Source organism: Kaistella yananensis (genome assembly GCF_026107505.2).
GTDB lineage: Bacteria > Bacteroidota > Bacteroidia > Flavobacteriales > Weeksellaceae > Kaistella > Kaistella yananensis.
On sequence record NZ_JAPCHZ010000006.1, the window covers coordinates 73,403 to 96,723 of the forward strand.

Below are 23,321 nucleotides of genomic sequence, written 5' to 3' on the forward strand. Positions count from 1 at the left end.
CATGTCTATTATTATTAAACCAATCATTTCAGAAAAAGCAAACTATCTTACCGATTTGAGAGGAGCTTATTCTTTTTTTGTAAATACAAAAGCGAATAAAATCCAGATCAAAAAAGCAGTAGAAGATGCTTATGGTGTGAAAGTAGCAGACGTAAGAACAATGATTTACGCTCCTAAAGTTTCATCGAAATACACCAAAAAAGGATTACAGGTTGGGAAAACCAACAAAATGAAGAAAGCAGTTGTTTCCCTTGTAGAAGGTGAAGTAATTGATATTTTTGCAACGAATTAATTAATTATAAACAATAGTAATGTCTGTTAGAAAATTAAAACCTATCACCCCGGGACAGAGATTCAGAGTTGTAAACAACTTTGAGGAAATTACTACCAACAAACCAGAGAAGTCTCTAACCGTTGGTATTAAAAAGTCAGGTGGTCGTAACAATACTGGTAAAATGACCATGCGTTACACCGGAGGTGGACACAAACAAAAGTACAGAATTATCGACTTCAAAAGAAACAAGTTTGATGTTGAAGGAACGGTAAAAACTGTAGAGTACGATCCGAACAGAACGGCTTTCATCGCTCTAGTAGAATACACAGATGGAGAGAAGAGATACATCATCGCTCCAAACGGTATCAAAGTAGATCAGAAAGTAATCGCTGCGGAGGCTGCAGAACCTAACGTAGGTAATGCAATGAAGTTGAAGAATATTCCTTTAGGTACTGTAGTATCTTGTATCGAACTAAAACCTGGTCAAGGTGCTGTAATGGCAAGAAGTGCAGGATCTTCAGCGCAATTAACTTCAAGAGACGGTAAATATGCAATCGTAAAATTACCTTCAGGAGAATCCAGAATGGTTCTTACTGAGTGTATGGCTATGATTGGATCTGTTTCTAACGGCGACCACCAACTTACCGTATCTGGTAAAGCAGGTAGAAGCAGATGGTTAGGCAGAAGACCTAGAACTAGACCAGTAGTAATGAACCCAGTTGATCACCCAATGGGAGGTGGTGAAGGACGTTCTTCAGGAGGTCACCCAAGATCTAGAAACGGTAAACCGGCTAAAGGTTACAAAACTAGAAAGAAAAACAAAGCGTCTAACCGATTTATCGTATCTAAAAGAAAATAATTATGGCAAGATCACTTAAGAAAGGACCTTTCATTCATCATACTTTAGATAAGAAGGTTCAGGCAAATATAGAGTCTGGTAAGAAGACAGTAATTAAAACTTGGTCTCGAGCGTCAATGATCTCTCCGGACTTCGTAGGACAAACCATCGCAGTACACAACGGGAAATCTTTTATCCCAGTTTATGTAACCGAAAACATGGTAGGTCACAAGTTAGGCGAATTTTCTCCGACAAGATCTTTCAGAGGTCACGGTGGTAACAAAAATAAAGGAGGTAGATAATCATGGGATCAAGAAAAAGAGAAAGTGCATTAGCACGTAAAATAGCAAACCAAGATGTAGCAAAAGCGTTACATAATGATTGCCCATCTTCTCCAAGAAAGATGAGATTAGTTGCTGATATCATCAGAGGAGTAGAAGTAGATAAAGCTTTAGCTATCCTTAAGTTTTCTAAAAAAGAAGCTTCCAACAAATTGGAGAAAGTTCTTCTTTCTGCAATGGCAAACTGGCAAGCTAAAAATGAAGGAGCGGATATCGAAGAAGCAAACTTAATCGTAAAAGAAATTATGGTTGATAGTGCTAGACAATTGAAGAGACTAAGACCTGCACCACAAGGTAGAGGACACAGAATCAGAAAAAGATCGAACCACATTACACTAATTTTAGGTACTAAAGACAATAAATAATCAAGGTATGGGACAGAAGACAAATCCAATTGGTAACAGATTAGGTATCATCAGAGGATGGGATTCGAACTGGTTTGGTGGTAAAAACTACGGCGACAGAATCGCTGAAGACTACAAAATCAGAAGATACCTTGAAGCTAGATTATCTAAAGGTGGTATTTCAAAAATTTATATTGAAAGAACCCTAAAATTAGTAACAGTAACCATCACTACCGCTAGACCGGGATTAATCATCGGTAAAGGAGGACAGGAAGTTGATAAATTGAAAGAAGAATTGAAAAAGATTACCGATAAGGATATCCAAATCAATATCTTCGAAATCAAAAGACCTGAACTGGACGCTGTATTGGTTGCTGACAGCATCGCAAAACAAATCGAAAACCGTATTTCTTACAGAAGAGCCGTGAAAATGGCAATTCAAAGCACCATGAGAATGGGAGCGGAAGGAATCAAAGTTCAGATTTCTGGTAGATTGAACGGAGCCGAGATGGCAAGAAGCGAATCTTTCAAAGAAGGAAGAATCCCATTGTCAACTTTCCGTGCAGATATCGATTATCATATCGGTGAAGCATTAACTCAGTACGGAAAACTAGGTGTGAAAGTTTGGATCATGAAAGGAGAAGTTTACGGAAAAAGAGACTTATCTCCATTAGTAGGCCAACAAAAGAAAGCATCTGGAGGAAGAGGTGAGAGAAACGATAGAGGCGATAGAGGAGACAGAAGACCAAGAGAAAGAAAATAATTAATAAAATTTTAGAGGACAGTTTTAAATGACCGTTACTTTTTTAAAAGCTAAAATCTAAAATCTAAAATTTAAGAAATTATGTTACAACCAAAAAGAACCAAATTCCGTAAAGTTCACAAGATGAAAATGAAGGGGATTGCCCAAAGAGGGAATCAACTTGCTTACGGAACTTTCGGTATCAAAGCAACAGAAGGAGCTTGGATCACTGCAAGACAAATTGAAGCAGCTCGTATCGCTGCTACAAGATATATGAAAAGAGAAGGTCAACTATGGATCAAAATCTTCCCGGATAAACCTATCACCAAGAAGCCAGCCGAAGTACGTATGGGTAAAGGTAAAGGTGCCGTGGAATATTGGGTATCTGTAGTAAAACCAGGAAAAATTATGTTCGAAGTAGGTGGTGTTCCTTACGATGTAGCGAAAGAAGCACTAAGACTTGCCGCACAAAAATTACCGGTAGTTACCAAATTTGTAGTCGCTAACGATTTTGTTCAACCTCAATAATCTTCAATTATTATGAAAAAAGCTGACATCAAAAATCTAAGCGCAGGAGATATCCAGAACAAATTAGCTGAAGCTAAAGCAGATTTCAACAAATTGAAATTGGCACACGCGATCAGCCCGATTGAAAATCCAATTCAAATCAAAGACTTGAGAAAAACTATCGCTCGTCTAGAAACTGAATTAACACTAAAACAACAATAAGAATTTCATTTTATCATGGATAGAAATTTAAGAAAAGAAAGAATCGGAATTGTTTCCAGCAATAAAATGGAAAAAACCATTGTTGTAAGTGAAACTACCAGAGTAAAGCACCCGATGTACGGTAAATTCGTTCTAAAAACGAAAAAATATACCGCTCACGACGAAAACAACGAGTGTACTGAAGGCGATACAGTATTAATTACTGAAACAAGACCTTTAAGTAAAAGTAAAAGATGGAGATTAGTACGAATCATTGAAAAAGCTAAGTAATGTTACAAACCGAATCAAGATTAAAAGTTGCTGATAACACAGGTGCAAAAGAAGTACTAGTGATCAGAGTTCTGGGAGGAACCAGAAGAAGATATGCTTCAGTTGGTGATAAAATCGTAGTGACTATCAAAGATTCTACACCACAAGGAAACGCTAAAAAAGGAACCGTTTCTAAAGCAGTAGTTGTAAGAACTAAAAAAGCAGTAAGAAGAAAAGATGGTTCATACATCAAATTCGACGATAACGCTTGCGTACTTCTAAATGCTGCAGGAGAAATGAGAGGAACCCGTGTTTTCGGACCGGTTGCTCGTGAACTAAGAGATAAAGAATATATGAAAGTCATTTCATTAGCTCCTGAAGTACTTTAATTTTAAAATTTACAGAAAATGACAAAGTTAAAAATTAAAAGAGGAGATAACGTAATCATCACTACCGGAAGAAAAGAAATCAAAGGTAAAAAAGGTGAAGTTATTGAAGTGATCAGAAAAGAAGGCAAAGACGCTAGAGTGATCGTTGCAGGTTTAAATATCGTTAAAAAACATACGAAACCTTCAGCAGCAAACCCACAAGGCGGAATTGTAGAAAAAGAAGCATCTATCCATATTTCAAACGTAGCACTTATCGACAAAAATGGTAAAGCTACCAAAACTGGAGTAAAAGTGGAAGGTGATAAGAAAGTAAGAGTTGCCAAAACAACCGGTGAAACCTTATAATTAAAAAGACGATGCAATATATAGCAAGACCAAAACAAAATTATAAAGAGAAAATTGTTCCTGCGATGATGGAAGAATTTGGGTACAAATCTGTAATGCAGGTACCTAAATTAGAAAAAATCGTTATTTCGCAAGGTTTAGGAGCTGCTACAGCCGATAAAAAAATTGTGGATTATGCAGTGGAAGAACTTACCGCAATCACCGGCCAAAAAGCAGTTGGTACAATCTCTAAGAAAGATGAGGCAGCTTTCAAACTAAGAAAAGGAATGCCAGTAGGAGCAAGAGTAACTTTAAGAGCTAACCAAATGTATGAGTTCTTAGATCGTCTTACTTCTTCAGCTTTACCACGAATCAGAGATTTCTCTGGTATTAAAGCTGATGGTTTTGATGGTAGAGGAAATTACAACTTGGGAATCACTGAACAAATCATTTTCCCTGAAATCGTAATTGACAAAGTGAAAAAAATCCAAGGGATGGACATTACTTTCGTTACTACCGCGAAAACTGACAAAGAAGCAAAAGCATTATTAACTCACTTCGGTTTACCTTTCAAAAAGAACTAAAAGATGGCTAAAGAATCAATGAAAGCGCGTGAGCGCAAAAGAGAAGCTACAGTAGCAAAATATGCCGAGAAAAGAAAAGCTTTGAAAGAAGCCGGAGATTACGAAGCATTACAAAAATTGCCGAAAGACGCTTCACCAGTAAGATTACACAACAGATGTAAATTAACAGGAAGACCAAGAGGATACATGAGAACTTTCGGTATTTCTAGAGTAACTTTCCGTGAGATGGCAAATGCAGGCTTGATCCCGGGAGTGAAAAAAGCAAGTTGGTAACAATTTAGAACAATCGAGATAGTAAAGTTTATGAGCCGTACGCTGTAGGCAATAAGCCGGAGGCAAAAATGCACAAAGCCTAATGCTTACAGCCTAAAGCCATAAAAACTAACTATCATAAACCAATAATTTAAAATAGAAAAATGGTAACAGATCCAATTTCAGATTTCCTAACCAGAGTAAGGAACGCACAAAGCGCAGGCCACAAAGTGGTGGATATTCCTGCATCGAAAATCAAAAAGGAGATTACAAAAATTTTATTTGACCAGGGTTATATCCTGAACTACAAGTTCGAAGATAGCGCTGTTCAAGGAAATATCAAAATCGCTTTGAAGTACGACAAACAAACCAACAAACCTGCTATCAAAAGCATTCAAAGAGCTTCAAGACCAGGTTTAAGACAATACAAAGGTTCTGAAGAACTGCCAAGAGTATTGAACGGTTTGGGTATTGCTATTATCTCAACTTCTAAAGGAGTAATGACAGATAAAAAAGCTAGACAAGAAAAAGTAGGTGGAGAGGTAATCTGCTATGTTTATTAATTTTTAATCAAAGGAAAATGTCAAGAATTGGTAAATCAATTATAGAAATTCCAGCTAATGTTACCATAACCGAAAAAGACGGTTTAGTAACTGTGAAAGGACCGAAAGGCGAACTTACACAGCAAATCAGTGAAGGAATCACTCTAAAACAAGAAGACGGAATACTTACTTTAGAAAGACCGTCCGACTCAAAACAACATAAAGCATTACACGGTCTTTACAGAGCGTTAATTCACAATATGGTCGTTGGAACATCTGAAGGCTTCACTAAGCAATTGGAGCTTGTAGGGGTAGGTTACAGAGCATCACACCAAGGTAACAGACTGGATATGGCTTTAGGATTCTCCCACGCTATCGTGATGGACCTTCCAAAAGAAATTACGTTAGATACTTTATCTGAAAAAGGTAAAAACCCTATTATTACTTTGTCTTCACACGACAAACAACTTCTTGGGATGGTTGCTGCTAAGATCAGATCTTTCAGAAAACCTGAACCATACAAAGGAAAAGGAGTTAGATTCGTAGGAGAAATTGTTAGACGTAAAGCTGGTAAATCTGCTTAATTTTAAAACTTAAGAAAATGGCACTAAGCAAATTAGAAAAAAGAAATAGAATTAAAAGAAGAGTAAGAGGAAAAATTTCTGGGTCTTCAGAATTACCAAGATTATCTGTTTACAAAAGCAACAAAGAAATTTACGCGCAATTAATCGACGATAAAGAAGGTAAAACTTTAGCATCAGCTTCTTCAAGAAGCCTTAACGCAAAAGGTAATAAAGTAGAAATCTCTGCAGAAGTAGGTAAAGCAATCGCTGAAAAAGCTAAAGCTGCAGGTATTGAAAATATAGTGTTCGACAGAAACGGATTCGTTTACCACGGTAGAGTGAAAGCTCTTGCTGACGGTGCGAGAGAAGGCGGACTAAAATTCTAATCATTAAATTTCGGAAATATGTTAGGACTAGATAATATAGAAAAAGTAAAACCGGGAGGATTAGAACTTAAAGATCGTCTCGTTGCTGTAAACAGAGTAACCAAAGTTACCAAAGGTGGTCGTGCTTTCGGATTTTCTGCAATTGTAGTTGTAGGAGACGAGGCAGGAACCGTAGGTTTCGGTTTAGGAAAATCTAAAGAAGTTGCTTCCGCTATTGCTAAAGCAGTAGAAGATGCAAAGAAAAACTTAGTGAAAGTTCCGGTTATCAACCACACAATCCCTCACCAGACTTCTGCAAGATACGGTGGAGCTGATATCTTCTTAAGACCAGCTTCTCACGGTACAGGGCTTATCGCCGGTGGTGCGGTAAGAGCGGTATTGGAGTCTGCAGGTGTACACGATATCCTTTCAAAATCTAAAGGTTCATCTAACCCACACAACGTGGTGAAAGCTACTTTCAAAGCATTGTTGGATATCAGAAGACCAGAGGACATCGCAAAACTTAGAGGTGTTTCATTAAGTAAAGTGTTTAACGGTTAATATAAAAGCAATGGCAAAAATTCAGGTAAAACAAGTAAAAAGCGCTATTGGTAGAACTAAAACCCAAAAAAGAACGCTTGAAGCATTAGGATTAAAAAAACTTCACCAAGTTGTTGAACACGAAGCTACTCCTTCTATCTTAGGAATGGTAGCGGCGGTAAGTCATTTAGTAGAAGTTCAAAAATAATTTTTAGGATAAGGATTAGGTTGAGTTAATGCTCAACCTCTGCCTTAACCTTAACCTTTAATTTTAAAATAATGAATTTAAATAATATCAGACCGGCATCGGGTTCAACTCACAATTCAAAAAGACTTGGTAGAGGGCAGGGAAGCGGAAAAGGTGGTACTTCAGCAAAAGGACACAAAGGTCAGAAAGCCAGAGCCGGATATTCTCAGAAAATCGGATTCGAAGGTGGACAGATGCCTTTACAAAGAAGACTTCCTAAATTCGGTTTCAATAACGTAAACAGAAAAGATTACAGAGCGATCAATCTTGATACCATCCAACTTTTGGCTGATGCGAAAAACATCACCGAAATTACTAAAGACATCTTAGTAGAAAACGGATTGGCTAAAAAGAGCGAAATCGTGAAAATTATGGGTAGAGGCGAATTGAAATCAGGAGTTTCAATTTCTGCACACAAATTCACAAAATCTGCTGAAGAAGCTATCGCTAAAGCAGGAGGTAAAGCAATTACTCTTTAATCTACACGAATGAAAGAATTTATACAAACACTAAAAAACATTTGGAGTCTTAAGGAACTTAGGGAGAAGATACTTTTTACCCTTGGGTTGATCCTCGTGTATAGATTCGCATCTTATATTTCCCTACCTGCCATTAACATGGCCGAGGTGGGGAATCTTTTGGAACATTACCAAAACCAGGGTGGCAACAAGCAGGGAGCAGGTCTTCTTGGGTTGCTTTCTTCGTTTACGGGAGGTGCATTCAGCCGGGCGTCGATCATGGCACTCGGTATTATGCCTTATATTTCTGCTTCCATTATCGTTCAGCTGATGGGTATGGCAATTCCTTACCTTCAGAAATTACAGAAAGATGGTGAAAGCGGCAGAAATACACTGAACCAAATTACAAGATGGTTAACGATTGCAGTTTGTTTGGTACAGGCACCGTCTTACCTTACTTCAATTACGCAGATGTTCTTACCGCACGCACAGTTCGGTTCGGCATATTACGTGCATCCCGAATCGGTTATGTTCTGGTTGCCAAGTATCGTGATTTTGGTGGCAGGATCTGTATTCGCAATGTGGTTAGGAGAAAAAATTACAGATAAAGGTATCGGAAACGGTATTTCAATCTTAATTATGGTAGGGATCTTGGCAGATCTTCCGGGAGCATTTATCCAGGAAATCGCTACACAAACCGGTAAAGGCGGTTTAGGAACAATCATGATTTTAATTGAAGTTTTATTCTGGATGTTGGTGGTGCTTTTAGCAATCATCCTTTCAGTAGCTGTAAGAAAAATTCCTATTCAGTATGTAAGCCGTGCTCAGGCAAGAGGCGGATCAAATAGAAATTTAATGCAAGGTGCAAGACAGTGGATTCCACTTAAAGTAAATGCTTCGGGAGTAATGCCGATCATTTTTGCACAGGCTTTAATGTTTGTTCCGGGACTTTTAACTAAAGTTGATGAGTCCAACACCTTCCTGGCAGGATTTAAAAATGTATTCAGCTGGCAGTATAATGTATTGTTTGCACTGTTAATTATTATCTTCTCATTCTTCTATACAGCGATTACCATTCCGGTAAATCAGATGGCAGATGATCTGAAGAGAAACGGTGGACTGATTCCTAAGGTAAGACCCGGTAAAGATACCGCTGATTATCTGGATGATATTCTCTCAAAAATTACTTTGCCCGGCTCAATATTTTTAGCTATCTTTGCAATCCTTCCTGCAATTGTGTACGGAACGTTTGTTCAGACGGATAGATTTGCCCTGTTTTTCGGGGGTACATCGCTTTTAATCATGGTTGGGGTAATCCTCGATACAGTTCAACAGATCAACACGTATTTGCTGAACCACCATTATGATGGGTTGATGCAGTCGAAATTATCCAGAACAACAAACCTGTAATTAATAAATGGCAAAACAGAAACATATAGAACAAGACGGCGTTATTACGGAAGCACTTTCCAATGCGCAGTTCCGTGTTGAACTTGAGAATGGGCATGTCTTAATCGCTCATATCTCAGGTAAAATGCGTATGCATTATATTAAACTTTTACCTGGTGATAAGGTAAAGTTAGAACTTTCTCCTTACGATTTATCGAAAGGAAGAATTACATTTAGATACTAATTACACAGTGATCTGGGAATTATTATAACAAGAAAACTAAATAAAATCATTCGGTTTTATTGGTCATTTAAATATTTAAACAAAAGGGGGTGGAATCACTTGGAGTTCATCTAACCGTTGGAAAATTAAACCAAAACAAATGAAAGTTAGAGCATCTATCAAAAAAAGAAGTGCTGATTGCAAAATCGTTCGCAGAAAAGGCGTTCTGTTTGTAATCAACAAGAAAAACCCAAAATTTAAACAAAGACAAGGCTAAAATTAAATTATGGCGAGAATTTCCGGTATTGATTTACCAAAAAACAAAAGAGGCGTTATCGGCTTAACTTACATCTACGGAATCGGAAGAAGCACTTCATCCGAAATCCTGAAAGCAGCCGGCATAAGCGAAGACAAGAAAGTCAACGAATGGAATGACGATGAATTGGCATTGATCAGAAACTACATCACTGAAAACATTAAAGTAGAAGGTGAATTGCGTTCTGAAACACAATTAAACATCAAGCGATTGATGGATATTGGTTGCCAACGAGGAATACGTCACAGACTGGGATTACCTTTAAGAGGCCAAAGAACTAAAAACAATTCTAGAACCCGAAAAGGAAAGAGAAAAACTGTTGCTAACAAGAAAAAAGCAAGTAAATAATCGGTAAGAATTATGGCAAAACAGACTAAAGTTGTTAAAAAAAGAAAAGTAAAAGTTGAAGCGATCGGCGAAGCACACATTCAGGCATCATTCAACAATATCATCATTTCTTTGACAAATAAAAACGGAGAAGTAATCTCTTGGGCATCTGCCGGAAAAATGGGATTCAGAGGTTCTAAAAAGAATACTCCTTTCGCAGCTCAAATGGCTGCTGAAAATTGCTCACAAGTTGCACACGATGCAGGTCTTAGAAGAGTAAAGGTGTTTGTAAAAGGTCCTGGTGCAGGTAGAGAATCTGCTATCAGAACCATTCACAATTCAGGAATTGAAGTTAGTGAAATCGTAGATGTGACTCCAATGCCACACAACGGATGTAGACCACCGAAAAGAAGAAGAGTATAATTTTTAGAAATTACCATTATGGCAAGATATATTGGACCTAAAACTAAGATTGCAAGAAAATTTGGTGCTGCAATCTACGGAGACGATAAGAACTTCGAGAAAAGAAAAAACCAACCGCCGGGACAACACGGTGTTAACAAAAGAAGAGGAGCAAAAAAATCTGAATATGCTGTCCAGTTAATGGAAAAGCAAAAAGCTAAATATACTTACGGTATTTTAGAAAGACAGTTTGCGAACCTATACGAAAAAGCGCAAAGAGCAAAAGGCGTAACAGGTGAAGTACTGTTGCAGTTATGTGAATCTAGATTAGATAACGTTGTTTACAGACTTGGTTTTGCGAAAACAAGAGCAGGAGCAAGACAATTGGTATCTCACAGACACATTACTGTAAACGGAGAATTGGTAAACATTCCTTCCTATTTGCTTAAAGCTGGTGATGTAGTTGCAGTGAGAGAAAAATCTAAATCTCTGGAAGTAATTACTGATGCATTGGCTTCTAAAGCAAACTATGAGTGGTTACAGTTCAACGACGAAACAAAACAAGGTACTTTCGTATCAGCTCCGGAGAGAATCCAAATCCCGGAAGATATCAAAGAACAGTTGATCGTCGAACTTTACTCTAAATAATTTTTTTCAAATTTTTGCTCAACCCCAAATTATATGGCAATTTTAACATTTATTAAACCCGATAAAGTAATCCTGCTTAACTCTGATGATTTCAAAGGTCAATTTGAATTCAGACCATTAGAACCAGGCTTCGGACTTACCATCGGTAATGCTTTGAGGAGAGTATTACTTTCTTCTCTAGAAGGATATGCTATCTCATCTATTAAAATAGAAGGCGTAGAGCACGAATTTTCAACAATTCCCGGTGTAATTGAAGACGTAACAGAAATCATTCTGAACCTGAAACAATTAAGACTTAAAGCTAAAGCTGAATCTGCAACTGCAGAAACAGTTACAGCAAAAGTTTCCGGTCAAACTACTGTAACAGCAGGAGATTTAGGAAAATCAATTCAGGGATTCGATGTTTTAAATCCGGAATTGGTAATCTGTACTCTCAATAAAGATGTGAAATTTGAAATCACTTTCAATATCGAAAAAGGAAGAGGTTATGTTCCCTCAGAACAAAACAAATCCAGCAACGCTCCTATCGGAACCATTGCAATCGACTCCATCTTTACTCCTATCAAAAAAGTGCAGTATAGTGTTGAAAACTATCGTGTAGAGCAAAAAACAGACTACGAAAAACTTGTTTTGGATATTGAGACTGATGGATCCATCAGCCCACAAAATGCATTAACAGAAGCTTCTAAGATATTAATCTATCACTTCATGTTGTTCTCTGATGAGAGAATTACCCTGGAAACTGAAGCCGTGAAAGCATCGATCCAATACGACGAAGAAACTTTACATACAAGACAGCTCCTTAAATCTAAATTAACAGATATGGATCTTTCTGTAAGAGCACTAAACTGCTTGAAAGCTGCTGAAGTGGAAACTTTAGGAGAACTGGTTTCTTATACTAAGTCTGATTTGATGAAATTCAGAAATTTCGGTAAAAAATCTTTAACAGAATTAGAAGAATTAGTGCATGCAAAAGGTCTTAACTTCGGTTTCGACGTTGCTAAATATAAATTAGACGCTGATAAATAAAAAACAATGAGACACGGTAAAAAATTCAATCACTTAGGAAGAACCGCTTCACACAGAAGTGCATTACTTTCTAATATGGCTTGTTCTCTTATTGAGCATAAAAGAATCAACACAACTGTTGCTAAGGCGAAAGCTTTGAGAGTTTTTGTTGAACCTATCTTAACAAAAGCAAAAGAAGATACAACTCACAACAGAAGAACAGTTTTCTCTTACCTGCAAAGCAAAGAAGCAGTTACTGAATTATTCAGAACTGTTGCTCCTAAAATTGCAGAAAGAAATGGTGGTTACACCAGAATCATCAAAACTGGATTCAGACCAGGCGATGCTGCAGATACTGCAATGATCGAGCTTGTAGATTTCAACGAACTTTACAACCCGAACGCTGAAGAAAAGAAAACAACAAGAAGAAGCAGAAGATCTGCCGCTCCTAAAACTGAAGCAGTTGCTGCTGAAGTAAAGGAAGCTCCGGCAAAAGCTGATGCTAAAACTGAAGAACCAACTGCAGAAGCTGCAGACTCTACAGAAGAAAAAGCTGCTGAGTAATACTTGCAGATTTTATATAAATAAGCCGTTCAATTTTATTGAGCGGCTTTTTATTGTACTAAATTTTGCTTTTCCTGCGATTTTACTATTGCCCTCTCGCCTTTTTAAGGCTGATGATGTTATTTCCCTGGGTAATGATTACGCTGTCGTTTTTAGAAACGATTTCAAAATCGAAATTTCCATAAACTCCCGGCCCGGCATCTGTTTTCTTCGGAGCCGAAATCGTTTTGTTGTTACTCCGAACGCTGATCGTATTTTCCTTATCGGTATTTTTAAAAGTCACCAAAGCCGAAGAACCATCTTCAGCAACATAACGGTCGGTATATTCACCTTTTTTCACACCGTTTTCGCTCTCGGTTACTACCGCCACACTGTCGGTTTTTACCGGTTCTTCAGTTTTGCTCGTTACAGCAGAATCTACCACAATAATACTTTTATTGCCCTCTGTTGATTTCTTGCAGCCCACAATGGTAAAAAGTATAACTGCGGACGCAATAAAAACACTCTTTTTCATAATAATCTTGTTTTTAGGTAGATCAAATTTACGATTACTTTTCAAAAAATTAAAAAATCATTACCGTTAACGAAAGTTTAACGCATACCTCATCAAAATCATGTGGTGAAACTCTTAAAATAGTTCTATTTTCATTAAATTTGTAAACCTAAAATAAAGATAAAAAATCATAAGATGAGTTACATTTCCTACATTGAAGCAAGACAGATTTTGGATTCCCGCGGAAATCCTACAATAGAAGTAGACGTTTTTACAGAAAGCGGTGCAATGGGCCGTGCTGCGGTTCCTTCAGGAGCATCAACAGGTGAGCACGAAGCCGTAGAATTACGCGATGGCGGTACAGATTTCATGGGAAAAGGTGTCCTGAAAGCTGTTGAAAATGTAAGAGAGGTTATTGCTCCAGAATTGGTAGGACTTCCGGTTTATGACCAGAATTTCATCGACCAGATTATGATTGAGCTGGATGGGACTAAAAACAAAGGCAATTTAGGAGCTAACGCCATTCTTGGTGTTTCATTAGCAGCCGCAAAAGCAGCCGCAACCGAACTTCGTCTTCCACTTTACAAATATGTGGGTGGTGTTAATGCCAATACACTTCCTGTTCCGATGATGAACGTCATCAATGGTGGTTCGCACTCCGATGCGCCTATTGCATTCCAGGAATTTATGGTGATGCCGGTAAAAGCAGATTCTTTCTCTCACGCTTTGAGAAAAGGAACTGAAATCTTCCACAACCTTAAATCAATCCTTCATTCACGTGGACTTTCCACTGCAGTAGGTGATGAAGGAGGTTTTGCACCAACCTTTACAGGAACTGAAGATGCTTTGGATACTTTGCTTCAAGCCATTGAAAAGGCAGGTTACAAACCAGGCGACGATGTGATGATTGCGTTAGATTGCGCAGCTTCAGAATTCTATAAAGACGGAAACTACGATTACAGAAAATTCCAAACTCCTGATTCAGCGGTATTCAGCAGCAGCGAGCAGGTTTCTTATTTGGCAGAATTGGCTGCTAAATATCCGATCATTTCAATAGAAGACGGTATGCACGAAGACGACTGGGCAGGGTGGAAAATGCTTACCGAAAAAATCGGAGACCGCGTTCAGCTTGTTGGCGACGATTTGTTCGTAACCAATGTAGAAAGACTTTCAAGAGGAGTTAACGAAGGTATTGCAAACTCAATTCTTGTAAAAGTAAACCAAATCGGTTCTCTTTCCGAAACCATGGCTGCAGTACAGATGGCACAGCACAACCGATATACCTCAGTAATGTCTCACCGTTCTGGTGAAACTGAAGATTCTACCATTGCTGATTTGGCAGTTGCAATGAACTGCGGGCAGATAAAAACAGGTTCCGCATCACGTTCCGACAGAATGGCGAAATATAACCAACTTTTAAGAATCGAAGAGGCTTTGGGAGAAACGGCAGTGTTCCCGGGATTAGATGCATTCAAAATAAAACGATAATAGAAAAAATTGATTGGAAACGGCGAAATTCATTTGCCATTTTCTATCAGTATTCATAAATTAGTAAAAAATTACATAATGCCAGATAATAAAGTAGTATTGAACTATGACGGGAATTCTTTTGAATATCCTATCGTAGAAAGCACAATCGGAGACCGAGGTATCGATATTTCAAAGCTTAGAGACCAAACCGGTTTAATTACATTAGATTTAGGATACAAAAATACAGGCGCTACCTTAAGCGACATCACTTACCTTGATGGTGACAACGGGGAGTTGTATTACAGAGGATATCCGATTGAGCAGATTGCCGAAAAATCTAATTTTACAGAAGTAATGTATTTATTACTTCATGGTGAATTACCGAAAGAGGATGAGTTTGCAAAATTCGAAAGCGGAATTAAAAAATATAATTTCGTAGCCGATGAAATGAAGAAAATCCTGGATGTATTCCCACGTTCAGCGCACCCAATGGGAGTTTTGTCTTCTCTTACATCTGCGCTTACAGCATTTAACCCAAAAGCGGTGGATGTTACTTCCAAAGAAGATCTGGATCACGCAGCTGAAATGCTCATCGCGAAATTCTCGCATCTTTGTGCGTGGACATACCGTAAAAAACTGGGTTTATCCATCAACCATGGCGATAACAGCCTGAACTATGTAGAAAACTTCTACAAAATGTGTTTCCGTCGTCCGAATATCGAATTTGAACTCGATCCGGTTGTTGTAGGAGCCTTGGATAAATTATTGATTCTTCACGCAGATCACGAGCAAAACTGTTCTACATCAACTGTAAGAATGGTTGGTTCAGCACACACCGGATTATTCGCATCAGTTTCTGCAGGTATTTCTGCGCTTTGGGGACCACTTCATGGTGGTGCCAACCAGGCAGTAATCGAAATGCTTGAAATGATCGAGAAAGATGGAGGCGACGTAGCAAAATATGTAGAAAAAGCTAAAAATAAAGACGATAATTTCCGTTTGATGGGATTCGGACACCGAGTTTACAAAAACTTCGATCCAAGAGCAAGAATCATCAAAAAAGCAGCAGACGATATTTTGGATGCACTTGGAATTGAAGACAAAGCTTTAGACATCGCAATGCAGTTGGAAAGAGTAGCTCTTGAAGACGAATATTTCGTAAGCAGAAAATTATATCCAAACGTGGATTTCTATTCAGGAATCATCTACAGAGCATTAGGCATTCCAACCGAAATGTTTACCGTAATGTTCGCATTGGGAAGACTTCCAGGCTGGATCTCTCAATGGAAAGAAATGCGTCTGCACAACGACCCAATCGGAAGACCAAGACAGGTTTATCAAGGCGCGCAAAAACGCGATTATGTAGATTTAAACGCAAGATAATTTGCAATACATTTATTAATTTCCCTTTCAATTTTTTTGAAGGGGATTTTTTTTGGCGCATATCTCAGTTTTCCGTGTGCAACTCTAAGAAATGATCCCGCAACCTTTGGAAATGGTTCCGCAGCCAATAGAAATGGCTCCGCAAGTGCGAGAAATGGCTCCGCAAGTGTTAGAAATGGCTCCGCAAGTGTTAGAAATGGCTCCGCAATAATTTTCATTGATTTTTTTAACCAAATTCATAAAAAAATGATGATAAAATGATGAAAATGTTAATTTTGAGCAACTAAGTGTTAAGTATACAGTGAAATATAAAACTAATGAAAAGCTTCCGAAGAATTATGAAACCAAAAATTTGAAAATTTCAGTATCTTAACACCTTTAATTTTCAGACTTTTTAAAACTTCAAAATGAAACTCAAAAACTATATAGCCGGACAATGGATTGAAGGCACCGGAAACGGAATTTCCCTACACAACGCCGTAAACGGAGAATTGGTCGCCATTTCCGATACACAAGGGATTAATTTCGAAGAAGCCCTTCATTACGGACGAACCGTCGGGTACAAAAATCTTTCCTCCATGACTTTCTATGATCGCGGTGAAATGTTGAAAAAAGTCGCACTTTATCTTCTCGAAAGAAAGAAAAAATACTACGATCTTTCCTATAAAACCGGAGCAACTCACGCAGATTCTTGGGTAGATATTGAGGGTGGTTTCGGAACTTTTTTCACGTACTCAGGTTTGGCAAAAAGAATGCTCCCGAATACGCCTTTTTGGGTGGATGGGGACACGCAGAAAATTTCTGCCAATGGAACTTTCCTTGGAACTCACATTCTTACGCCAAGCGAAGGTGTTTCTTTACAGATCAACGCCTACAACTTTCCGGTTTGGGGAATGATGGAGAAGTTATCAACTTCTTTATTAGCGGGAGTTCCGAGCATTGTTAAACCTTCACCTTTTGGTTCATATCTTACGAATGCAGTTTTTCAGGATATGATTGAAAGTGGTTTGCTTCCAGAAGGCGCAATTCAATTGGTTTGTGGCGAACCCGGTAATATTTTGGATTATGTTCAGGACGGCGACCGCGTTTTGTTCACCGGTTCTGCAAATACGGGACGAAAATTAAAATCACTTCCTTCCGTTTCCAAAAATGCGGTGCGATTCAATATGGAAGCCGATTCTTTAAACTGTTCTATTCTCGGTTTGGATGCAAAACCCGGAACTCCCGAATTTGATTTGTTCATCAAAGAAGTTCGCAATGAAATGACGACAAAAGCCGGGCAAAAATGTACGGCAATCCGCCGAATTATCGTTCCTGAAAATTTAATTGGCGATGTTCAAAATTCTTTGTCAAAGGCATTAGACCAAACAAAAATTGGAAATCCGCTCAATCGTGAAACGAGAATGGGTTCTTTGGTCGGAAATATCCAGTATGATGAAGTTCAAAGAAAAATAGATTTATTAAAAGCCGAAACCGAACTCATCTACGACGGAAAACACGATTTAGTTGATGCGGATTACGAAAACGGTGCATTTATGTCCCCAAAACTATTCTTGAACGACAAACCTTTTGATAAAAATATTTCGCACGAAGTAGAAGCATTCGGTCCGGTTTCCACATTGATGCCTTACAAAGATGCGGAAGAAGCTGCTGCTTTGGCAAAACGAGGAAAAGGAAGTTTGGTAGGTTCCATCATTTCTCACGACGAAAAATTTGTTGCCGAAACTTCCTGGAAGATGGCGACAACCCACGGAAGAATTTTTGTCTTAAATCGTGATAATGCGAAAGAATCAACAGGTCACGGTTCTCCGCTACCTACTTTAATGCACGGTGGACCAGGAAGAGCAGGCGGCGGTGAAGAAATGGGCGGTTTGAACGGGTTGCATTTTTTCTTGCAAAAAACAGCTATTCAAGGTTCACCCGATATTTTGACGGCGATAACCAAAATTTATCAACAAGGTGCAACGCAAAACTTTTCAGATAGACATCCTTTCAGAAAATATTTTGAAGAAGTAGAGATTGGAGATTCTTTGGAAACAGCGGGAAGAACAGTAACAGAGGCAGATATCGTGAATTTTTCGAATGTTTCTTGGGATCATTTTTATGCGCATACCGACGCAACTTCTCTCAATGGAACAATCTTCGATAAAACCGTGGCACATGGATACTTTATCCTTTCTGCAGCAGCTGGTTTGTTTGTTTCCGGAAAAAAAGGTCCTGTTATCGCCAATTATGGATTGGAAAATGCGAGTTTCTTCAAACCCGTTTATGCGGGAGACACCATTACTGTTTATTTAACTGCAAAAGAGAAAATCAACAAAGGCGTGAAAGGAAGAAATATCCCGAACGGCGTGGTGAAATGGTTGGTTGAAGTTGTCAATCAGCGCGATGAAATCGTTTGCGTAGCAACCATTCTTACTTTGGTCGCAAAAAAATCTCCTTTCGTTGATTTAAAAACAAAAGAAATTCAGAAAATATTAAATAATCTCACCGAAAATTCAGAAAGAAAATTTGGTTTGATGACGCCTCAACTGATGGTGGAACATCTGGAGGAGGTTTTGCGAAATGGTTTCGCTTCTTTGGAGCCTTCTGACTTTCCTGAAATCCCGACCGATAAACTCGAGCTGCTTCAGGACTGGATTTATACGGACCAGAAAATCAGGCCGGGTGCACAATATCCGCTCCTTAAAGAAGGGGAAGAACCGCAGTTACGATTTAAGAATCTTACGGAAGCAAAAGAAAAGCTCCTGGAAACTTTAAAAGAATTCCTGATCTATTACCGCGAGAACCCGCAAGCCGAGCATTATCATCCTAGGTTCGGAATGCTGAACAAAGAAATGATGGAACTGTTCCACCGGAAACATTTTACGCACCATTTTGAGCAGTTTAATCTGGTTTAATTTACTGATTTAACATTATAACAGAATGACCTTCGGAGAACAAGTCGTAGAATTCAACAGCAACTTAAAATATACCGGAAAGCTTCCGACAGGCTTTCAGGTCATAAACCCGTTTCTTGACAATCCCGAAACCTTCAGTGTAATGACAGCTTTTTACAAAAAGTTTTACAATGATCATAAAGAACGAAAATTCATCATAGGAATCAACCCAAGCCGCCACGGCGCCGGAGTTACAGGCGTTCCGTTTACCGATACCAAAAGATTGGAAACTGTTTGCGGAATCGAAATGAAATCTGCTCACACGCACGAAATTTCATCAGTATTTCTTTATGATGTAATTGAAAATTTCGGCGGACCGCAACTTTTCTATAAAGAATTTTACATCAATTCTCCTTTTCCTTTAGCGATTGTCAGGAATACGATTAAAGGTAATTTAAACGCCAATTACTATGACGACAAAAATCTTTTCGAAGCCGTAAAACCATTTATGATTCAGAGTTTAAAGGATCATATAAGTTTGGGTTTGGACACTTCGGAGGTCTTTATTTTAGGAAAAAAGAATGCCAATTTTATTGATAAAATCAACAGTCACGAACATTTTTTCGATAAAATGACGGTTTTGGAACATCCCAGATATATTCAGCAGTACAAAAGCAAAGAAAAACAATTATACATCGACAAATATTTAATTGCCCTAAATAAAAATTCATGAACAACGGATTCGTAAATACAGAAATCAAAAATCAAATCTCCGAAATCACTTTCGGAACCGAAAAAAGCAATTCATTACCCGGAGAAATCCTGGAGAAACTGGCTCAGACTATTCTTGATGAAGGTGCAAAACCTGAGGTTAAAGCCATACTTTTAAAATCTGCCGGAGAAAAAGCGTTTTGTGCAGGCGCTAGCTTCGATGAGTTGCTCGAAATTGACCATTTGGAAAATTCAAAGATATTTTTTGGTGGCTTTGCAAAAGTTCTGAATGCGATGCGGTCTTGCGGCAAACTTGTTATTGTGCGTGTTCAGGGAAAAACAACAGGAGGTGGAGTAGGAATAGCGTGTGCTGCTGATTATTGCTTTGCAACAAAAGATGCCGCAATGGCTTTAACAGAATTGAACTTGGGAATCGGACCTTTCGTCATTGGACCCTATGTTGAAAGAAAAATCGGGAAATCAGCTTACGCTGCGATGTCGATTGATGCCGATTTCCGCAGCGCCGATTGGTGCGAAAGACACGATGTTTATCATTCCGTTTCTGAAAATATTGAGGAAATGGATGGGGGAATTGAAGCTTTTATGAAGAAATTATCCGAAAGAAGTGCGGATGCTTTGGCTTTAATCAAGAAAGTATCGTGGGAAGGATCTGAACATTTTGATCAATTAATGCCGGAAAGAATTTTGATGAGCGCAAGTTTAATCCTGGAAGATTCAGCGAAACAGAATATTCAAAAGATTAAGGAAAGATTGAGGATGAAACAATAAAATTCTCTTGAGATTTCAAATGAATTCAGAAAAAAGTGTTTTGATTTTAGGAGCCAATTCCGATGTGGCAAAAGAATGTGCGAAACTGTATTTGCAGAAAAATTTCCGCGTGATGATGGCTTCGAGAAATTTAAAATCGATGGAGAAATTCATCAAAGAAAACCATCTGAATGCTGATCAAATTCATTTGCGGTATTTTGATGCTGTGGATTTCGCTTCCCATCAAAAGTTTTATACTGAATTGCCTTTCAAACCAAACGTCGTATTGTATTCAGCGGGGTTTTTGGTACAAAATGAAGATGCTTTTCAGGATTTTGATAAGACTTTACAGATGATGCACACCAATTATTCAGGTGCGGTTTCCATTTTGAATATCATCGCCATGGATAAAACCAACAAAAATCTGGAAAGAATCGTCGGTCTATCCTCGCTTTCGGGAGTTCGCGGTCGGAAGAGCAATTTTGTTTATGGAAGCACAAAATCGGCTTTCACCACTTATCTGGCCGGACTTCGCCAGGAACTTTCTCCAAGAAATATTAAGGTAAATGTTTTTGTGTTGGGTTACATCCGAAGTAAAATTAATGAAGGTTTACAATTGAACGAATCTCTAATGATGGAACCGGATTATGTTGCTAAAAAAATTGTGAATGTTGGAAATTCTTTTGTCCATGTCCCTAATTTTAAATGGAAAGCGATTTATGTAATTCTTAAAAATCTACCGGAAAGTTTGGTGGCGAAGTTGCCGTAATATATTATAACGGCGCTGATTTTTCTTAAAAATGACGAAGCAATCCCAATATTGAGATTGCTTCTGTATTTTTAGAAATTCTTTAAACCAGAATGCTTTAAATTTTGAACATTTTAGTAAGCAAAGAGCGAATTAATTCGCATCATTCATTCGCTTGGATTTGATGGAAAAGCAATTTTGCTTTCTACAATAAAACGCTAAACAATTAAACCTTCCGTTTAAATAGTTATTCCTTCATATCAACTTTTAATGCCAATTCTTCCAACTGCAAATCCGCAATCGGACTCGGTGCATCAATCATCACGTCTCTTCCGGAATTGTTCTTAGGAAAAGCGATGTAATCCCGGATCACTTCATTTCCGTCCAAAATCGCAACCAATCTGTCGAAACCGAAAGCCAAACCTGCGTGAGGCGGTGCTCCATATTTGAAAGCGTTCATCAAAAATCCAAATTGTGCTTCTGCTTCTTCTTTGGTGAATCCTAACAAATCGAACATTCTGCTCTGCAAATCCTTATCGAAAATTCTTACAGAACCGCCTCCGATTTCATTTCCGTTCAAAACCAAATCATAAGCATTGGCGCGAACTTTTCCGGGTTCAGTATGAATGAGTTCCAAATCTTCCGGTTTTGGCGAGGTAAATGGGTGGTGCATTGCATGATATCTTCCGGACTCTTCGTCCCATTCCAACAATGGGAAATCGATGACCCAAAGTGGCGCAAATTCATTTCCTTTTCTTAAACCCAGACGGTTCCCCAATTCCATTCTGAGAGCGGAAAGTTGGGTTCTTACTTTATTTTCGTTTCCGGACATGAGGAAAATTAAATCTCCTGGTTTTGCCACGAATTTTTCTGTGATTTTCTTTAAATCCTCTTCATTGTAGAATTTATTTACAGAAGAAGTGACAACGCCGTCGTTTTGGAATTTAATCCAAACCATTCCGGAAGCACCTATTTGTGGTCGTTTTACCCAATCGATCAGCTCGTCAATTTGTTTTCTGGTATAATCTGCGCAACCTTCAACGTTGATTCCAACTACCAATTCTGCGTCATCAAAAATTTTGAAATCTTTTCCTTTTACCAATTCATTTACTTCCACGAATTCCATTCCGAAACGGATATCAGGTTTGTCGTTTCCGTATTTTTTCATGGCGTCTGCGAAAGTCATTCTTGGGAATTTTCCGAAATCGTTACCGGTGATGTCTTTCAATAAAGTAGTGGTCATTCCTTCAAAAATCTCCAAAACATCTTCCTGTTCTACAAATGCCATTTCGCAATCGATTTGCGTAAATTCCGGTTGTCTGTCCGCTCTTAAATCTTCATCACGGAAACATTTTACAATTTGGAAATATCGGTCCATTCCGCCAATCATTAAGAGTTGCTTGAAAGTTTGTGGCGACTGCGGAAGTGCATAAAACTGGCCCGGATTCATACGGCTCGGAACCACAAAATCTCTCGCTCCTTCCGGAGTTGATTTAATAAGAACCGGAGTTTCAACTTCGATAAAATTCTGATCAGAAAGATAATTTCTTACTTTTTGTGCCATCTTATGGCGGAAAATAAGTTTGTCTTTCACCGGATTTCTGCGGATGTCCAAATATCTGTATTTCATTCTCAGTTCTTCGCCACCGTCGGTTTCGTCTTCAATGGTGAAGGGCGGAAGTTGAGATTCATTTAAAATTGTTAAATTTTCAACTAAAATTTCAATTTCTCCGGTTGGAATTTTCGGGTTTTTGGAAGCACGTTCAATCACGTTTCCTTCCACTTGAATGACAAATTCACGTCCCAATTTTTTGGCGCTTTCCAACAATTCTTTCGAAGAGCGGTCTTCATCGAACACCAATTGCGTAATTCCGTAACGGTCGCGTAAATCAATCCAAATCATAAAACCTTTGTCGCGGATGGTCTGAACCCAGCCGGAAAGGGTTACTTCTTCATTAAGATTTTTAAGCGATAATTCTCCGTTGGTGTGTGTTCTAAACATATATTCAGTTTGTCGTTTCTGGTTGTTTAATCATTGTAAGGAACGCCGGGAATGCATTAAAGCAGCAGTCTCAGAACGTCCAATTTCAATAGGTGCAAAGATATGATTTTTGATTGAGAAAATCTTTGTTAAACGAAGGGTTGGCAGAGTCTTTCAGATTGTTTTTCTCTCGTTTAAGCAAGACATAAGTTTTATCTTCTTTAAATATT

Annotated in this window: 35 protein-coding genes; 32 read left to right on the forward strand and 3 right to left on the reverse strand. The window is 38.4% G+C overall.

The features are described 5' to 3' along the window. Nucleotide 1: 1 nt before the first annotated feature. From rplW to rplQ, 26 genes are all read left to right on the forward strand, one after another. A complete protein-coding gene (rplW, locus tag OK344_RS11570) occupies nucleotides 2-292 on the forward strand; it encodes a 50S ribosomal protein L23 (RefSeq protein WP_055041722.1) in 291 nt (96 codons plus the stop codon). 19 nt (nucleotides 293-311) lie between these two features. Then, nucleotides 312-1,133 (forward strand): 50S ribosomal protein L2, encoded by an 822-nt coding sequence (gene rplB / locus OK344_RS11575; protein ID WP_265144927.1) that lies wholly within the window; start codon nucleotides 312-314, stop codon nucleotides 1,131-1,133. Between the two features lie 2 nt (nucleotides 1,134-1,135). Beyond that, entirely contained in the window at nucleotides 1,136-1,414 is a 279-nt protein-coding gene (rpsS, locus tag OK344_RS11580) for a 30S ribosomal protein S19 (RefSeq protein WP_048499083.1), read from the forward strand. Nucleotides 1,415-1,416: 2 nt separating this feature from the next. Beyond that, nucleotides 1,417-1,818, forward strand: coding sequence for a 50S ribosomal protein L22 (gene rplV / locus OK344_RS11585; protein WP_031503600.1), 402 nt, complete (start codon nucleotides 1,417-1,419; stop codon nucleotides 1,816-1,818). Nucleotides 1,819-1,825: 7 nt separating this feature from the next. After that, nucleotides 1,826-2,560, forward strand: coding sequence for a 30S ribosomal protein S3 (gene rpsC, locus OK344_RS11590; protein ID WP_055041720.1), 735 nt, complete (start codon nucleotides 1,826-1,828; stop codon nucleotides 2,558-2,560). A gap of 81 nt (nucleotides 2,561-2,641) precedes the next feature. Then, the gene (rplP, locus tag OK344_RS11595) at nucleotides 2,642-3,067 is read left to right on the forward strand and encodes a 50S ribosomal protein L16 (RefSeq protein WP_031503399.1); all 426 of its coding nucleotides are present in this window, start codon (nucleotides 2,642-2,644) and stop codon (nucleotides 3,065-3,067) included. A 12-nt stretch (nucleotides 3,068-3,079) separates the two neighbouring features. Next, nucleotides 3,080-3,268, forward strand: coding sequence for a 50S ribosomal protein L29 (rpmC, locus tag OK344_RS11600; RefSeq protein ID WP_055041719.1), 189 nt, complete (start codon nucleotides 3,080-3,082; stop codon nucleotides 3,266-3,268). A 12-nt stretch (nucleotides 3,269-3,280) separates the two neighbouring features. After that, nucleotides 3,281-3,538: a 30S ribosomal protein S17 gene (gene rpsQ, locus OK344_RS11605; RefSeq protein WP_088263399.1), complete on the forward strand. Its 258-nt coding sequence runs from the start codon at nucleotides 3,281-3,283 to the stop codon at nucleotides 3,536-3,538. Next, nucleotides 3,538-3,906, forward strand: a complete 369-nt coding sequence (gene rplN / locus OK344_RS11610) for a 50S ribosomal protein L14 (RefSeq protein ID WP_031503404.1) — start codon at nucleotides 3,538-3,540, stop codon at nucleotides 3,904-3,906. The genes rpsQ and rplN overlap by 1 nt, the downstream gene beginning before the upstream one ends. Nucleotides 3,907-3,924: 18 nt before the next feature. Further along, nucleotides 3,925-4,251, forward strand: a complete 327-nt coding sequence (gene rplX / locus OK344_RS11615; protein ID WP_055041718.1) for a 50S ribosomal protein L24 — start codon at nucleotides 3,925-3,927, stop codon at nucleotides 4,249-4,251. Between the two features lie 11 nt (nucleotides 4,252-4,262). Next, nucleotides 4,263-4,814 carry a 50S ribosomal protein L5 gene (gene rplE, locus OK344_RS11620; protein ID WP_055041717.1) on the forward strand — a complete coding sequence of 184 codons (552 nt, stop codon included), beginning with the start codon at nucleotides 4,263-4,265 and terminating at the stop codon, nucleotides 4,812-4,814. Nucleotides 4,815-4,817: 3 nt separating this feature from the next. Then, nucleotides 4,818-5,087, forward strand: coding sequence for a 30S ribosomal protein S14 (gene rpsN, locus OK344_RS11625; RefSeq protein ID WP_031503409.1), 270 nt, complete (start codon nucleotides 4,818-4,820; stop codon nucleotides 5,085-5,087). 143 nt (nucleotides 5,088-5,230) lie between these two features. Continuing rightward, nucleotides 5,231-5,629 carry a 30S ribosomal protein S8 gene (gene rpsH, locus OK344_RS11630; protein WP_055041716.1) on the forward strand — a complete coding sequence of 133 codons (399 nt, stop codon included), beginning with the start codon at nucleotides 5,231-5,233 and terminating at the stop codon, nucleotides 5,627-5,629. Nucleotides 5,630-5,646: 17 nt separating this feature from the next. Further along, a complete protein-coding gene (gene rplF, locus OK344_RS11635; RefSeq protein ID WP_088469635.1) occupies nucleotides 5,647-6,192 on the forward strand; it encodes a 50S ribosomal protein L6 in 546 nt (181 codons plus the stop codon). A gap of 17 nt (nucleotides 6,193-6,209) precedes the next feature. Then, nucleotides 6,210-6,557 carry a 50S ribosomal protein L18 gene (gene rplR / locus OK344_RS11640; protein ID WP_255930717.1) on the forward strand — a complete coding sequence of 116 codons (348 nt, stop codon included), beginning with the start codon at nucleotides 6,210-6,212 and terminating at the stop codon, nucleotides 6,555-6,557. 18 nt (nucleotides 6,558-6,575) lie between these two features. Beyond that, nucleotides 6,576-7,097 carry a 30S ribosomal protein S5 gene (gene rpsE, locus OK344_RS11645; protein ID WP_088469637.1) on the forward strand — a complete coding sequence of 174 codons (522 nt, stop codon included), beginning with the start codon at nucleotides 6,576-6,578 and terminating at the stop codon, nucleotides 7,095-7,097. Nucleotides 7,098-7,107: 10 nt separating this feature from the next. Continuing rightward, complete coding sequence (rpmD, locus tag OK344_RS11650; RefSeq protein ID WP_088469638.1) at nucleotides 7,108-7,284, forward strand: 50S ribosomal protein L30; 177 nt, start codon at nucleotides 7,108-7,110, stop codon at nucleotides 7,282-7,284. A 71-nt stretch (nucleotides 7,285-7,355) separates the two neighbouring features. Next, the gene (gene rplO / locus OK344_RS11655) at nucleotides 7,356-7,802 is read left to right on the forward strand and encodes a 50S ribosomal protein L15 (RefSeq protein ID WP_265144929.1); all 447 of its coding nucleotides are present in this window, start codon (nucleotides 7,356-7,358) and stop codon (nucleotides 7,800-7,802) included. A 9-nt stretch (nucleotides 7,803-7,811) separates the two neighbouring features. After that, nucleotides 7,812-9,191: a preprotein translocase subunit SecY gene (gene secY / locus OK344_RS11660; protein ID WP_265144930.1), complete on the forward strand. Its 1,380-nt coding sequence runs from the start codon at nucleotides 7,812-7,814 to the stop codon at nucleotides 9,189-9,191. A 7-nt stretch (nucleotides 9,192-9,198) separates the two neighbouring features. Further along, nucleotides 9,199-9,414, forward strand: coding sequence for a translation initiation factor IF-1 (gene infA / locus OK344_RS11665; protein WP_031503426.1), 216 nt, complete (start codon nucleotides 9,199-9,201; stop codon nucleotides 9,412-9,414). A 139-nt stretch (nucleotides 9,415-9,553) separates the two neighbouring features. Continuing rightward, nucleotides 9,554-9,670, forward strand: a complete 117-nt coding sequence (rpmJ, locus tag OK344_RS11670) for a 50S ribosomal protein L36 (RefSeq protein ID WP_007839480.1) — start codon at nucleotides 9,554-9,556, stop codon at nucleotides 9,668-9,670. Nucleotides 9,671-9,679: 9 nt separating this feature from the next. Further along, entirely contained in the window at nucleotides 9,680-10,057 is a 378-nt protein-coding gene (rpsM, locus tag OK344_RS11675; RefSeq protein WP_055041710.1) for a 30S ribosomal protein S13, read from the forward strand. A gap of 12 nt (nucleotides 10,058-10,069) precedes the next feature. Next, a complete protein-coding gene (gene rpsK / locus OK344_RS11680; RefSeq protein WP_088469642.1) occupies nucleotides 10,070-10,459 on the forward strand; it encodes a 30S ribosomal protein S11 in 390 nt (129 codons plus the stop codon). A gap of 18 nt (nucleotides 10,460-10,477) precedes the next feature. Further along, nucleotides 10,478-11,086: a 30S ribosomal protein S4 gene (gene rpsD / locus OK344_RS11685; RefSeq protein ID WP_088469643.1), complete on the forward strand. Its 609-nt coding sequence runs from the start codon at nucleotides 10,478-10,480 to the stop codon at nucleotides 11,084-11,086. Between the two features lie 33 nt (nucleotides 11,087-11,119). Further along, the gene (locus OK344_RS11690) at nucleotides 11,120-12,115 is read left to right on the forward strand and encodes a DNA-directed RNA polymerase subunit alpha (protein ID WP_265144939.1); all 996 of its coding nucleotides are present in this window, start codon (nucleotides 11,120-11,122) and stop codon (nucleotides 12,113-12,115) included. Between the two features lie 6 nt (nucleotides 12,116-12,121). Continuing rightward, complete coding sequence (rplQ, locus tag OK344_RS11695; RefSeq protein WP_265144940.1) at nucleotides 12,122-12,658, forward strand: 50S ribosomal protein L17; 537 nt, start codon at nucleotides 12,122-12,124, stop codon at nucleotides 12,656-12,658. Between the two features lie 85 nt (nucleotides 12,659-12,743). Here the strand turns inward: rplQ and OK344_RS11700 are convergent, their stop codons facing one another. Beyond that, nucleotides 12,744-13,172, reverse strand: coding sequence for a hypothetical protein (locus OK344_RS11700; protein ID WP_265144941.1), 429 nt, complete (start codon nucleotides 13,170-13,172; stop codon nucleotides 12,744-12,746). A 174-nt stretch (nucleotides 13,173-13,346) separates the two neighbouring features. On the opposite strand from OK344_RS11700, the gene eno reads away from it, so the two are divergent. Next, entirely contained in the window at nucleotides 13,347-14,639 is a 1,293-nt protein-coding gene (gene eno, locus OK344_RS11705) for a phosphopyruvate hydratase (RefSeq protein ID WP_265144943.1), read from the forward strand. Nucleotides 14,640-14,717: 78 nt separating this feature from the next. Next, nucleotides 14,718-16,004 (forward strand): citrate synthase, encoded by a 1,287-nt coding sequence (locus OK344_RS11710; protein WP_265144945.1) that lies wholly within the window; start codon nucleotides 14,718-14,720, stop codon nucleotides 16,002-16,004. On the opposite strand, the gene OK344_RS11715 is transcribed toward OK344_RS11710, so the two are convergent. After that, nucleotides 15,980-16,222 carry a hypothetical protein gene (locus OK344_RS11715; protein WP_265144946.1) on the reverse strand — a complete coding sequence of 81 codons (243 nt, stop codon included), beginning with the start codon at nucleotides 16,220-16,222 and terminating at the stop codon, nucleotides 15,980-15,982. The genes OK344_RS11710 and OK344_RS11715 overlap by 25 nt on opposite strands. A 189-nt stretch (nucleotides 16,223-16,411) precedes the next feature. Between OK344_RS11715 and paaZ the strand changes: the two genes are divergently transcribed. From paaZ to OK344_RS11735, 4 genes are read left to right on the forward strand one after another with little or no spacing between them, the layout of a single operon-like run. Continuing rightward, a complete protein-coding gene (paaZ, locus tag OK344_RS11720; protein ID WP_265144947.1) occupies nucleotides 16,412-18,904 on the forward strand; it encodes a phenylacetic acid degradation bifunctional protein PaaZ in 2,493 nt (830 codons plus the stop codon). 25 nt (nucleotides 18,905-18,929) lie between these two features. After that, nucleotides 18,930-19,616: an SMUG2 DNA glycosylase family protein gene (locus tag OK344_RS11725; protein WP_265144948.1), complete on the forward strand. Its 687-nt coding sequence runs from the start codon at nucleotides 18,930-18,932 to the stop codon at nucleotides 19,614-19,616. Continuing rightward, nucleotides 19,613-20,383 (forward strand): enoyl-CoA hydratase/isomerase family protein, encoded by a 771-nt coding sequence (locus OK344_RS11730; RefSeq protein WP_265144949.1) that lies wholly within the window; start codon nucleotides 19,613-19,615, stop codon nucleotides 20,381-20,383. The genes OK344_RS11725 and OK344_RS11730 overlap by 4 nt, the downstream gene beginning before the upstream one ends. Nucleotides 20,384-20,402: 19 nt before the next feature. Then, nucleotides 20,403-21,131, forward strand: a complete 729-nt coding sequence (locus tag OK344_RS11735; RefSeq protein WP_265144950.1) for an SDR family NAD(P)-dependent oxidoreductase — start codon at nucleotides 20,403-20,405, stop codon at nucleotides 21,129-21,131. A 226-nt stretch (nucleotides 21,132-21,357) separates the two neighbouring features. Here OK344_RS11735 and aspS read toward each other — a convergent pair whose 3' ends face one another. After that, entirely contained in the window at nucleotides 21,358-23,112 is a 1,755-nt protein-coding gene (gene aspS, locus OK344_RS11740) for an aspartate--tRNA ligase (protein WP_265144951.1), read from the reverse strand. Nucleotides 23,113-23,321: the final 209 nt, after the last annotated feature.